Source organism: Aquiflexum balticum DSM 16537 (genome assembly GCF_900176595.1).
GTDB lineage: Bacteria > Bacteroidota > Bacteroidia > Cytophagales > Cyclobacteriaceae > Aquiflexum > Aquiflexum balticum.
Window position 1 is genome coordinate 2,358,968 of sequence record NZ_LT838813.1, and the last position, 11,802, is coordinate 2,370,769.

Annotated in this window: 13 protein-coding genes; 1 reads left to right on the forward strand and 12 read right to left on the reverse strand. The window is 40.6% G+C overall.

Translation table 11 applies throughout. The features are described from left to right. Nucleotides 1-75: 75 nt before the first annotated feature. The 10 genes from B9A52_RS10095 to B9A52_RS10140 form a co-directional block, all read right to left on the reverse strand. A complete protein-coding gene (locus B9A52_RS10095; protein ID WP_084120293.1) occupies nucleotides 76-672 on the reverse strand; it encodes a hypothetical protein in 597 nt (198 codons plus the stop codon). Between the two features lie 58 nt (nucleotides 673-730). Continuing rightward, nucleotides 731-2,023, reverse strand: a complete 1,293-nt coding sequence (locus tag B9A52_RS10100; RefSeq protein WP_084120295.1) for a M20/M25/M40 family metallo-hydrolase — start codon at nucleotides 2,021-2,023, stop codon at nucleotides 731-733. Next, nucleotides 2,020-2,472: a type II toxin-antitoxin system VapC family toxin gene (locus B9A52_RS10105; RefSeq protein WP_084120298.1), complete on the reverse strand. Its 453-nt coding sequence runs from the start codon at nucleotides 2,470-2,472 to the stop codon at nucleotides 2,020-2,022. The genes B9A52_RS10100 and B9A52_RS10105 overlap by 4 nt, the downstream gene beginning before the upstream one ends. Next, nucleotides 2,463-2,687 carry a hypothetical protein gene (locus B9A52_RS10110; RefSeq protein ID WP_084120300.1) on the reverse strand — a complete coding sequence of 75 codons (225 nt, stop codon included), beginning with the start codon at nucleotides 2,685-2,687 and terminating at the stop codon, nucleotides 2,463-2,465. The genes B9A52_RS10105 and B9A52_RS10110 overlap by 10 nt, the downstream gene beginning before the upstream one ends. Nucleotides 2,688-2,974: 287 nt before the next feature. Then, nucleotides 2,975-3,616, reverse strand: a complete 642-nt coding sequence (locus B9A52_RS10115) for a hypothetical protein (RefSeq protein WP_084120302.1) — start codon at nucleotides 3,614-3,616, stop codon at nucleotides 2,975-2,977. Between the two features lie 72 nt (nucleotides 3,617-3,688). After that, nucleotides 3,689-4,471, reverse strand: a complete 783-nt coding sequence (locus B9A52_RS10120; RefSeq protein ID WP_084120304.1) for an SDR family NAD(P)-dependent oxidoreductase — start codon at nucleotides 4,469-4,471, stop codon at nucleotides 3,689-3,691. Beyond that, complete coding sequence (locus tag B9A52_RS10125; RefSeq protein ID WP_084120306.1) at nucleotides 4,472-5,116, reverse strand: acetoacetate decarboxylase family protein; 645 nt, start codon at nucleotides 5,114-5,116, stop codon at nucleotides 4,472-4,474. Between the two features lie 24 nt (nucleotides 5,117-5,140). Beyond that, nucleotides 5,141-5,620, reverse strand: a complete 480-nt coding sequence (locus tag B9A52_RS10130; protein WP_084120308.1) for a DinB family protein — start codon at nucleotides 5,618-5,620, stop codon at nucleotides 5,141-5,143. Further along, entirely contained in the window at nucleotides 5,590-6,351 is a 762-nt protein-coding gene (locus B9A52_RS10135) for an SDR family NAD(P)-dependent oxidoreductase (protein WP_084120310.1), read from the reverse strand. Before B9A52_RS10135 ends, B9A52_RS10130 begins: the two co-directional genes overlap by 31 nt. A 189-nt stretch (nucleotides 6,352-6,540) precedes the next feature. Beyond that, nucleotides 6,541-8,256 (reverse strand): IlvD/Edd family dehydratase, encoded by a 1,716-nt coding sequence (locus B9A52_RS10140; protein WP_084120312.1) that lies wholly within the window; start codon nucleotides 8,254-8,256, stop codon nucleotides 6,541-6,543. Nucleotides 8,257-8,553: 297 nt separating this feature from the next. Between B9A52_RS10140 and B9A52_RS10150 the strand changes: the two genes are divergently transcribed. Next, nucleotides 8,554-9,684 (forward strand): hypothetical protein, encoded by a 1,131-nt coding sequence (locus B9A52_RS10150; protein ID WP_084120317.1) that lies wholly within the window; start codon nucleotides 8,554-8,556, stop codon nucleotides 9,682-9,684. Between the two features lie 140 nt (nucleotides 9,685-9,824). On the opposite strand, the gene murA is transcribed toward B9A52_RS10150, so the two are convergent. Next, nucleotides 9,825-11,132, reverse strand: coding sequence for a UDP-N-acetylglucosamine 1-carboxyvinyltransferase (gene murA / locus B9A52_RS10155; RefSeq protein ID WP_084120319.1), 1,308 nt, complete (start codon nucleotides 11,130-11,132; stop codon nucleotides 9,825-9,827). Beyond that, the gene (locus B9A52_RS10160) at nucleotides 11,133-11,801 is read right to left on the reverse strand and encodes a DUF4290 domain-containing protein (protein ID WP_084123461.1); all 669 of its coding nucleotides are present in this window, start codon (nucleotides 11,799-11,801) and stop codon (nucleotides 11,133-11,135) included. Nucleotide 11,802: the final 1 nt, after the last annotated feature.

Below are 11,802 nucleotides of genomic sequence, written 5' to 3' on the forward strand. Positions count from 1 at the left end.
TAAAACAAAAGTCCTGCTGTATATAGAGCGCAGGACTTTTGATTATTTAAATCCCTCGAGGGACGATGTAGGGTCTTACCTGCCAATGAAATAATTAACCCCAAGACTCACCTGACCCAGATTGGTTTGGAAATACCTTTCCCTAATTGAAGAATTTGTCCAATTTGATGAGTAATATATTTGACCAATGCCTGCGTCAAAGCCCCATTTCCGGTTGGGCATAAATGTAAATACCGGACGAAAAGAAAGATTTAATCTTGTGTTTTTCTCTTCACCAGATGATGAATTTTCATCTCTATTAATGGTTCCAATCAAGCCTCTTCCTTCTAAACTGAAAAAGAATTGTTCAGAAATTGTAAAAAACTTTCTTGCATAAATTCCTCCTGCTAATCCATTGGTTTTTCTGTCTTCGAATAAATTGGTAACAGGGTTAAAAGAAGGGGTGTTATTGGCAAATACATTTACAATGGGACCCAAGGCAAATGATTCTGACATGAAAAACCCCATATGACCCGTAACCGAAAAAAAGGTGTTGGTGGTGGGAACATCAGAACTGATTTCATATTTAATAGAAGTATATGATAAGTCGGCACCTATCATTTTTGTTCCTTTTGAGAATTGTCCAAAGGAAACGAGCGGCACAAATGCCAAGAGAAACAGAAGTTTTTTCATCGATCGAAATTAAAATTTTCTAAAGGTATAGTTTAGTTTTTAATTTCAAACGAATTATTTATTTCAATAATCGATAAACAAACACTGTACTCCTTTTAATTAAATCCGGATACTGTTTCATATTGATTGTCTCAGCGGGAGAGTGGGCACCTGTACCCGATGCACCCAAGCCATCGATGCAATCCAGATAATCGGCCACATAGGAAATATCACCCGCACCCCTTGAACCGGGGTCTCCTGCTTTTACTTCCCCAAAACCCATATCTACACTGACCTGGCTCAAAATATCCACCAAAGCATAATTTCCCGGTGTCGGGGGCATAGAAGGTATGCCATCCTGGAATTTGATTTCGGCTGTAGTTCCGTTAAGGTTTTTGGATACAATCTGTTTCATTTTTTCCCTGGCAGCTTCTTTTTGGGGTTCACCCAAAAACCGTAAATCCCCGGTAACAAAAGCTTCCCTCGCCACAATATTGGTTTTGCCCAATGCTTCACCCTCTCCCGTGTCCTGATTATAGCTGATATCTGAACCGCCAATAAACTGTCCGGGATTGAATGTCAGGTATTGCTCTCCTGCCAATTCCTCCCGGAATTGATTGAGTATCCTTGATGCTTCATAAATGGCCCCGTAGCCAACTGACTCCCTAAAAACTCCCGAGGAATGCACTTGTTTGCCTGTGGTTTTCAAAGTCCATCCACTTGCACCCCTTCTGGCTACAGTGGCGATATTGAATCCTTGGGCGGTTTCGTAACCCAAGGCATAGTCATGCTGCTTGGCCCTTTCCACAAAGTCTGCCCTGCTGACCCAGGAAGGATCTCCTGCATTTTCTTCGTCTCCGGGGAAATAGACAGTAATGGTCCGGTCTTTCAAAAGTCCCATTTCATCCAATGCTTTCAAAGTAGCGAAAATCATCACATTACCGCCTTTCATGTCATTGACGCCCTGACCCTTTGCAGTGGAATCATTGACCATAGTGAAGGGGTAAAAGGGCATGTCTTTTTCAAATACAGTATCCAAGTGTCCGATAAAGAAAAGCTTTTTGCCTATTGTTCCCTTTCTTGTTGCCACAAAATGACCTGCCCGCTTCAGAGAGCCGGGTAAAGTTATCCATTCAGTCTGAAAACCGATTTTGGCAAATTCCCTTTCAAAAACCCTGCCCACCTCGCGGACACCTTCCATGTTTAAAGTACCCGAATTGATGTTGACAGTTTCTTCCAACAGGGTAACTGTTTCTTCATAGTTTTTGTCTATCAGGTCAACGAGTTGCTGCTCGGTTTTTGTGAGTTTTTGGGAGAAGGCTAGGATTGGAAATATCAGAAGTGGGAGAAGAATAATTTTTTTAATTTTCATTTTTCTAATTTATGTAGATTGTCCATTATAATTACCTTGGCTTCCGTCACTTTCCTTAGTCCTAAGTCATTGGTTAGGAAAAAATCACAGCCAACTTGAATGGATGTTCCTATTTGAATCGCATCGGGAGTTTTGAGTCCATATTTTACTCTAAGCTTTGAAGCCAATTTTGCTATTTCAACATCGAGGGGTATTAATTCAAAATACTGGGACTGGGTTAAAATCAATTCATATTTTTGGACAAGGTCTTCCCTGTTTAATTTCATGGGATGCACAAGAAGTTCGGTCAACGTCAATGCAGAACTATAAAGAATACTTAAACCTTGTTGGTTTGATTTAAAAAAGCGGTCTAGAACTTCCTGGTACTTTTCATTTCCCTCAATAAAATAAATTAGAGGTGCAGTATCTATAAAAAATTTACCTTTAAAAGAGCTTTTTTCTAATCCCATTGTCTTAAATCCTGGAGATATTGTTTGACATCAATGTCTTTCCATATTTCACTCCCTAAGTTTTTCAAATCGGTTAATGCCAACGATTTGGTTTTTCTTGATTGATTTTCTTGGTGGATCTTAGAAAGAATTTTTTCAGCCAGCATGAGCTGATCTTCTTTATCTAATTTTTCAACCTTTGGCCAAATCTCTTCCAAGTTCTCTATTGATTTCATAATATCTATTTAGGAAATTTTATCTGTATCTAAAAGATAAAACACAAATTTATGCTAATTGATTTCATGTAAAAATTCACCCAAAAGTGAATCTATATCCGATAGCTTTTATTAGAACTCATGACCTGTCCCGATCATCTGGATAACGCTGATTGAGTAGATTTTCACCGATTTTCGCATCTGTGCAAATCAGTAAAATCTGTGTCATCAGTGTTCTATCGATTAATTCAACTAAAGCGTTAAATTAAATCTAAACTGTTAATGTTATTTTAAGTCATGGTATAAATTCAATCCACCTGAATATTGGTGAACCAAATAAACTTCATCCCTTCATCATTTTTATGTTCGGTTGCAAATTTGATTCCTTTGAATTCTTTCTCGGCTTCCCAGGTGATAGCCCTTCCTTCAGGTCCGTTTCCTCTTCGGAATACCCATTCAGTGATAAGGTGGTCTTCATCCAAATAAAGGTCATAGGCGTCACCGGGGGTATATCCATCTTCAGTGTTATAGATAATGATCAGTTTGGTGCTGTTGTTACCTGAAATGGGAGCGGGGACATTTTCTTCCACTTCATAGGTATAGCCACTGTCCCATGCCAACTGAAAGGGATACATCAGCCAGTATTTGTCATTGATAAATCCCTTGTCTGCGGGAGGCATTTGGTCAGCGGGAAGGTCGAGGCTATAGGTGTAGCTGGTATCAGCATCTGCATAATAAACTGTCCTTTCTTTGATATTCCATTTCCAATCTCTTGTTCGGACTGTTTCCGGATTTGCCTGTACATTCCAGGTATAGGCTATGGAATTGATTTTATCGAAATTGTCAAAGCCATAGGCCTTGGCTACTTTCATTGGTAGGGAAGCTTCCTCCTTTGGGGCACAGGAAGTGATAAATAACAGGGCCAGAATAATATAGCAGAAGTTTTTCATGGTTAAGGTTTTTAAGTGGTTGAAAGCAATTTAACTTTTTCTTCAGAGAAATGCCCCATCTAATTTACAGGATCACAGGTTTTTGGTTTTATGGGTCCAATTATCAAATTTATTTTTTTCCAGTTTAAGATAAGTGGGTTTGAAAACCGGAAGAATCCTGTTGACCAACTGAATGATTCGAAAAGTTCTTGAAGGGAAAATTCTTGTCTTCCCTTTTGCTACTCCCCTTATCATGATTTTCACTACGGATTCCACTGATTGAACCGGGAATGCTTTTGGAATGGAACTCCCTGCCTTTTCAAAGAATTTGGTTTTGGTGGCTATGGGGTACACCAAAGTCAGCCAATCCCCACCTCCCTCAGTTCGGATTGTTTCTGCAAATTGGTGAAGTCCGGCCTTTGAAGCTGCATATGCACCATAGCCGGGAATATGCCAAAAAGACATGGCGGAAGCTGTGATGACCAATCTAAAAGGATAATCCGGTTGGTTTTTGAATAACTGTTTCGCAGTTTCAATAGGAACAAGGGTATTGATGCGAAGTAGCTTTTCAAAATCATCGGCAGCAAGGTCCTTCCAAGAGCTATATTTGGCATAACCTGCATTGGCAAAAAAGATGTCTACCTTTTTCCAGTGATCATGTATCCAAGCAAAAATTTCAAGCAGGCTCTCTATTTGGGTAAGATCCAAACACAAAAATTCAATCTTAGGGTAATTGTTTTTTAATTCCCCAAGTTTCTCCAAGTCAATATCTACAGCCAAAATATGATTATTCGATGCACTGAGTTGGCAGACCAATTCCTTGCCGATTCCTGAAGCAGCACCTGTAACGACAATATTTTGGTTGTAGATGTACATTTATTCAGGAGAAGGGAAATGCATCGTAAAGGGATTGATTTTGATGCACAACAGTGGTTTTTGGTTTTTGATATTGGGGAAATATTTTCCGTTGATTTTGAGTGACACAATTTTTGCAAATTTCCCCCAACCAGAACCACTTGGGTCGGTTAAAAAAGTTTTCCCATCCAATTCCTGAAAAAGATGAATGGGGATTAGTTTCGTGGATGCAGGAAAAGGGATACCTCCTGAAGTAATTTTACAGAAAAGGATCGGATCATCTTCATGTCCGATACCGATGGTTTCTTCTTTCCCCTTTTTTTGCCAGATAATTGGGACTGTCTCTTTGGGAATTCCCCAATTGAACCTGCCGTTTACAGTGCTTTCCTCAGAATCTACAAATATCCGGGTGATGGATTGTCTTTTATGTGGAGTGAATTTCCCTGGGATAAACAACAACTCTTTATAAGGACCGACAGGTGAATTATGATAATTGACCAACATGACGAACCCCAAGCCTCCTTTGAAATTCCCTTTTTGAATATCATTTAAAAAGCCGTTTTCTTCAACCCATTTTTTATTGAATTTGTAGACAAGGATAATGCCCTCTCCGGTCAATTTCCAAGGTGCAGGAGAGGGGTTGATTGGTTTTTGTGGGCCTGACATGCTTAAGCTTTTTTGAGAATTGTTTTATTTTCTTTTGTAAAATATGTAATCTGTAGAAATAGCTTCCAATCCTGATTCACGTAATTGGAGCATGACTTGACCACGGTGGTAGGTAGAATGGTTGACTACATGGAAAAGTATTTCCTTGACTGTATTGGTAAAAGATTCTCCCTGCGAATTGATATAGTTTACTTGTCTCTCAAAATCCTCTTTTTCTATGATTCTGAATGATTGAAGAAATAAAGATTCATTGATTTCTCTGAATTGGCTGATAAGGTGAATATCCCAGACTTTGAATGAAGATTTAATTCCTTCTATTCTGTGGTTCCAAAGGTGTTGCGCATTGAGAATATGACTGAAATTTTTGATGATTTTTTCAGGAACTTCAGAGCCGTATTTTTCAAGCAAACCGATTGTGGTTAGGTCGCTTTGGTGACTGTACTCGTAGAGGTCTTGGAAGTGGGCTTTCATATTCAATAAGGCGAAGGACTTATACTGGTCCATCCACCATCAATTACTAGATTCTGTCCTGTAATATGTCTGGCCTCATCGGTTACCAAGAAAACAGCTGCGTGGGCTATATCTGTAACTGATGCAGGTTTGCCCATTGGTGTGATCCTTGACCATGTTTTTTCATAATCCTTGTCCATGGCAGTTCTTTTGGTCAAGGTTGCACCCGGTGCGATGGTATTGACATTGATCTTATATTCTGAAAGTTCGATGACCAGGTTTTTGGCAAGCATTTCTATAGCTGCTTTGCTCATGCCATAAGCAGCCAGGTTTTTATGTGCCTGATGGGCAGTCACTGAAGAGGTGAAAAGGAGAGAACCGCCATCTGCCTGATTTTTCATGACCCTTGCAGCCGCTTGTGCCAAAAAGAAAGTACCGCCCATGTTGACCCTAAGAACTTCAAAAAAATCTTTTGGGTCATATTCCCAAAAATCCCCATATAAAGTGATTCCGGCATTGGCAATGACCACATTGAGGTTTCCGAATTCCTTTTGGGCAAAACCGACCATTTCTCTGATAAACTCCAAATCACCCGAATCACCGGACAATCCCAACACTTTGGCATTTGATGTTTTCAAAACTTCTTTGACAGCATCTTCTGTAAGGCTTTTTTCAATATCATTGATAATGACATGATGGCCCTTTTCGGCCAAAAGCTTGGCTATTTCCAAACCAATGCCCTGACCTGCACCGGTGATAAGAGCAACTTTATTGTGGTTTTTCATTTTGAAAGAAGGTTTTATGTACCTACGTTATAGAGTGTATAACTGATAATTCAATATAGAAATTGGTAGGAGACCGAAATACCAATTACTTCCGTCTCCTGTCTTCCGTCTTCCGTCTTCTTCCCAACTGCTCCCCATGATATTGGTTGACAGGTTTCTGGCAAAGAAAACGATAATCAAAACATGAACTTAATGTGAATCTCTTTTGACCTCAGGCCCTGAAGCTCCTTTGAGAAAATCAAAATCAACTCCCTCATGGGCCTGGGTCACATTTTGGATAAACATATTGACATATCCCCTTTCATAGCCCAAGTTCAAAGGCTTGAAATTGGATCTCCGCTTTTCCAGTTCTTCTTCAGATACTTCTAAATTTAGTGATCTATTGGGTACATCCAAGACTATCCAATCCCCATTCTCCACCAAAGCCAGATTACCACCTACGGCGGATTCAGGAGAAACGTGCAGAACGACAGTTCCATAACCTGTTCCACTCATTCTGCCATCGGATATCCTGACCATATCTTTGACTCCCTGCTGGATGATTTTCATGGGCAACTGCATATTTCCAACTTCGGGCATTCCGGGATAGCCTCTTGGCCCCACATTTTTCAAAACCAAGACTGAATCAGGAGTAACATCCAGATCAGGATCATCCAACCTTTTCTTATAATCATCAATGTCCTCAAAGACTACCGCTTGACCTCGGTGGGTCAATAATGAAGGCGTCGCAGCTGAAGGTTTGAGTACAGCACCTTCCGGGCAAAGATTACCTTTTAGCACGGCAATTCCTGATTCAGGTTTGAAGGGCTTTTCCAAGGTACCTATCAGGTTTCTGTCCCAACATTCAGCGTTGAGAATATTTTCAGAAAGATTTTTACCGTTGGCGGTTTTGGTATCCAAATGCAAGAGTGAAGCAATTTCCTTCATCACTGCCGGAAGACCGCCTGCGTAGAAAAGGTCTTCTACAAAGTTTTCCCCAGAAGGCTGCACATTAGCAATCAAAGGGACATGAGAGGAGAATTTGTCAAAATCATCAATATTAAGTTCAATACCCATCCTTCCTGCTATGGCCAACAAATGAAGGATGAAATTGGTAGAACCACCCAATGCTGCATTCACCATAATGGCATTTTCAAAGGATTTTCGGGTGAGTATATCACTCATTTTCAGGTCTTCCTTGACCATTTCCACTATTCTGATCCCTGACATATGGGCCAAAACCTTTCTTCTGGAATCAGCTGCAGGGATGGTGGCATTGTCGGGAAGCGCAAGACCCAAAGATTCCACCATGGCAGCCATAGTGGAGGCAGTCCCCATTGGTGCACAATGACCCTGCGACCGTGCCATGGCAGCCTCAGCTGCTGTGAAATCTTCTTGTGATAATTCTCCTTTTTTGAATTCTTCAGCAAATCGCCAAAGATCGGAAGTGCCGATTTTTCTTCCTTTGAATCTTCCGGCAAGCATTGGGCCTCCTGATACCACAATCGTGGGCAAGTTGACACTGGCGGCACCCATGACTAGTGATGGGGTAGTTTTGTCACAACCGCACATCAGGACTACGCCGTCCATGGGATTGGCACGGATGCTTTCTTCCACATCCATACTGGCCAGGTTTCTGAAAAGCATGGCGGTAGGTTTGATGGAACATTCTCCCAAGGACATCACAGGGAACTCCAGTGGAAATCCGCCTGCTTCCCAAATCCCCCTTTTCAAAGCTTCTGCCAAATCCCTAAAATGGGCATTGCAGGGAGTGAGTTCGGAGTAGGTATTGCAGATACCGATGACCGGTCTACCTTCAAAAAGGTGGTGGGGAAATCCTTGATTTTTCATCCAGGCCCGGTAAATAAAGCCGTCCTTTCCTTTACGGCCAAACCATTCCTGGCTTCGTAATTTCTTTTCTTCCATGGGTTAAATAGGGTTGATTGATCCCAAAATTTAATTTGATCAATATGAAAATGAAGTTAGGAAAAGTTTTGGAGGAAAGGGAAAAGATACCTGAAAATGTTATCCTCGGAGACAGATTTTTGGGAAGCCCTCTGGTCTTTTTACCAATCCTTTGCATCCAACTTCTTAGAAAACCAGGCTATTTACAAAGAGAAAGATTACCCTTTAATAAATACCAACTACTGGCTATTTATATTCTTAGTAATAATCCTTAGTTTTAAACGTTTTAAGATAATTCACAAGGCCAGGAGTCCCATCATGAAACGTGCATCCATTTTCCCCATTCTTTTAATCTTCTTTTGCTCAGTTTCTTTTTTTTCCTGTGTTACAAATGAAAATCCTCCCGAAGAATATGTAATCTGGAAGCCGGCACTTAGTTTTCAAAAGGGACTTACCCATGCTAAGGAAATCAACGGAAAACTATATGCCGCATCGGAGACTGGAATATACAATGATGCGACACTTTGGAGTATAAACAATTTTAATGATCTCAGTCGCTTTTTACCAGAAGAAATAGTCTATCGACTTCCCATTTCAGAAACGCTTATGGCAACCATCAAAAACGATGAAATTATTCTTATGCCAGCCGGAAGACCCTTTGAAGAAGATGCCTTAGTCATTAAGATGAGAGAATTTGATCCGTTATTTGGTAGTTTCGGACAAGTCTATTTTAGATATGGGGATCAGATAGGTATCAATCAAAATGGCCATGTACTGGTGCCTTACCAAGCACCTATAATTTTTGGAGAAACAAAATACACCCCTAATTTCCTTTGGCTAAAGACGGCTGTAAAAAACGGAAAAGTAGAAATATTGGAACAAAAACTGATCAAGGAGGAATTTTTCGATGATTGGGTAAGTATTTGGAATTTTAAGGTATTTGAAAACTTCATGAGGGTCACGATCGGAAATAAAACTTTTGATTTCGATCAAAGCGGAAATATGGAAGTTCGTTTTGAATATTACACCAAATCTGTACAGGTAGGGGATGATATTATCACTTTTGCAAGTGAGGCAATGGAAACATTTCCCCTGATGGTTTACAAGTCAGACCTGTCGGGAAAAAAACCCGAGTTGGTTGGTACATACAACTCCGATCAGGTATCCAAAGATGATCGCAGGCTTCTTGGGAGAATTTATGATAACATTTCAGGTATTAACGACACGATTGTTCTTTTTGAAGGGACATCGATTTACCGATTGTCCATGAATGACCAAGCAATAAGATTGACCCGACTCGACAATATAGGTCTTGAAGAAACTTTCATCACCTCTATTAGTCTACTTTACAATTCCACTGTTTTTGTTACCTCAACCTGTTCCGGAAGTCAGGGAATATGCGGGGGATTTTACAAACCATTGGATAAGTTTTTTGCTTCAAAAAAATGATAAAAAAACCTGAGTTTTGACCTCAGGTTTCAGTTTTTTCATGTCCTTATCGATTATTTGCTTTTGGTTTTTTAATTATTCAGATAAAAGAAATCGTTTCCACAGATAAATCTAAATTCTAATATCTAAATTCTTAATTTCTAATCCACCCTAACAATATCCGCTCCCAAAGCATTCAACCTTTGGTCTATGTACTGATATCCACGGTCAATCTGCTCGATATTGTCAATGACCGATGTTCCCTCAGCCGAAAGTGCGGCAATCAACAAAGAAACCCCCGCCCTGATATCGGGCGAAGTCATGCGGATACCTCTTAGCGGATATTTCCTGTCTAATCCGATCACTGTAGCACGGTGCGGATCGCATAGAATGATCTGTGCACCCATATCAATCAACTTATCTACAAAGAACAGGCGGCTTTCAAACATCTTCTGATGTACCAAAACAGTTCCTTTGGCCTGGGTCGCGGTAACCAAAACGATGCTCAAAAGGTCAGGCGTAAATCCCGGCCAAATTGCATCGGCAACGGTCAGGATCGAACCATCGATAAAAGTCTCTATTTCATAATGCTTTTGCGCAGGGATAAAGATGTCATCTCCCCTGAATTCCAATTTGATGCCCATTCTTCGGAATGTATCCGGGATAATTCCAAGCCTATGGATTTGGGCATCCTTGATAGTGATTTCGGATTGGGTCATTGCCGCAAGACCAATAAATGACCCGATTTCAATCATATCTGGCAGCAGCGTATGTTCTGTGCCTTTCAGGGATTTCACACCCTCAATGTTCAACAGGTTGGAACCTATTCCGGTGATTTTTGCTCCCATGCGATTCAGAATGTCACATAGTTGTTGAAGGTATGGCTCACAGGCCGCATTGTAGATGGTTGTTTTGCCTTCTGCCATTACCGCAGCCATAACAATGTTTGCCGTACCCGTTACCGAGGCTTCGTCAAGGAGCATATAAGCCCCTTTCAGGTTTTTGCCATCGATGTGGTAAATCTCTTTTTTCTTGTCGTAATGGAATTCAGCCCCGAGTTTTTGGAATCCGGTAAAATGGGTGTCCATTCTTCTTCGTCCGATTTTATCCCCTCCGGGCTTTGATAATCTGCCTGTCCCGAATCTTGCCAATAATGGCCCTAGGATCATCACAGAACCTCTTAAAGAAGAAGCTTTGGTCAAAAAATCATCTGTTTCCAGATATTGAAGATTGATCTGATCGGCCTGGAAAGTATAAGATTCAGGACCGATTTTATTCACTTTCACGCCCATGTCAGCCAACAGTTCAATCAGTTTATTGACATCACGGATATTGGGGATTTTGTGGATGGTAACTTTGCCGGAGGTTAAAAGTACCGCGCATAGGATTTGCAAGGCCTCATTTTTCGCTCCTTGAGGTGTGATTTCACCTTTGAGCTTCAGGCCTCCTTTTACTCTGAATGATGACATTTATCTACGTTTTTTGGAGTGACCGCCGTTTCTTCTTCTATCGTTTCCACTGAATTTTCTTCTGTTGTGATTGGAAGAGGAAGATTCCGGTTCGGAAGGCAATTTAAAATCTCTTCTGGTATTGGTTTCAAAAAGTCCCATTTCCCGGACCTTTTCAAGGTCGATATGGAGTTTGCCTTTTGAAAGGGTTTTGATGTCATCAAGGATGATTCCGTCGTCAAAATTCTCTCTGTTCCAAGTGGAATGAAAACTCCGCATCAACTGTCCAATATAGATGATGGCAGCTTCCTGTTCTTCATCATCTTCAATTTCAACAGCTTTTTCTATCAGTTTCTCAATATTCCTGCCGTAATGTTTGAATTTGATCTCGCCTTTGGGATAACCTACTATTTTCGGTTTTTTGAAAAGGAGTTCTGGTTCAGGTTTGGGATAAGGTCCATCCACATCCAAGGTGAAATTGGACATGATATGCAGGTCATCCCATATTTTCTGATCATTTTCTGTTTTCATTTGGGGGTTGAGCTGTTTGACCATCTCTACCAAGAGGTAAGCACTTTGCGTGCGTTTTTCCCTGTCTTCCATTTCGGCCACGTGAATAGCTAGCCTTTGGATATTTTTTCCGTATTCTTTCAAAATTACTGAATGCTTATTGGTCTCTCCTGTATTCATT

Bases quoted from the DNA above. Each gene is read 5' to 3' on its own strand.
- B9A52_RS10095 (WP_084120293.1), bottom strand. From the start codon at position 672: ATGAAAAAACTTCTGTTTCTCTTGGCATTTGTGCCGCTCGTTTCCTTT.
- B9A52_RS10100 (WP_084120295.1), bottom strand. From the start codon at position 2,023: ATGAAAATTAAAAAAATTATTCTTCTCCCACTTCTGATATTTCCAATC.
- B9A52_RS10105 (WP_084120298.1), bottom strand. From the start codon at position 2,472: ATGGGATTAGAAAAAAGCTCTTTTAAAGGTAAATTTTTTATAGATACT.
- B9A52_RS10110 (WP_084120300.1), bottom strand. From the start codon at position 2,687: ATGAAATCAATAGAGAACTTGGAAGAGATTTGGCCAAAGGTTGAAAAA.
- B9A52_RS10115 (WP_084120302.1), bottom strand. From the start codon at position 3,616: ATGAAAAACTTCTGCTATATTATTCTGGCCCTGTTATTTATCACTTCC.
- B9A52_RS10120 (WP_084120304.1), bottom strand. From the start codon at position 4,471: ATGTACATCTACAACCAAAATATTGTCGTTACAGGTGCTGCTTCAGGA.
- B9A52_RS10125 (WP_084120306.1), bottom strand. From the start codon at position 5,116: ATGTCAGGCCCACAAAAACCAATCAACCCCTCTCCTGCACCTTGGAAA.
- B9A52_RS10130 (WP_084120308.1), bottom strand. From the start codon at position 5,620: ATGGACCAGTATAAGTCCTTCGCCTTATTGAATATGAAAGCCCACTTC.
- B9A52_RS10135 (WP_084120310.1), bottom strand. From the start codon at position 6,351: ATGAAAAACCACAATAAAGTTGCTCTTATCACCGGTGCAGGTCAGGGC.
- B9A52_RS10140 (WP_084120312.1), bottom strand. From the start codon at position 8,256: ATGGAAGAAAAGAAATTACGAAGCCAGGAATGGTTTGGCCGTAAAGGA.
- B9A52_RS10150 (WP_084120317.1), top strand. From the start codon at position 8,554: ATGAAACGTGCATCCATTTTCCCCATTCTTTTAATCTTCTTTTGCTCA.
- murA (WP_084120319.1), bottom strand. From the start codon at position 11,132: ATGTCATCATTCAGAGTAAAAGGAGGCCTGAAGCTCAAAGGTGAAATC.
- B9A52_RS10160 (WP_084123461.1), bottom strand. From the start codon at position 11,801: ATGAATACAGGAGAGACCAATAAGCATTCAGTAATTTTGAAAGAATAC.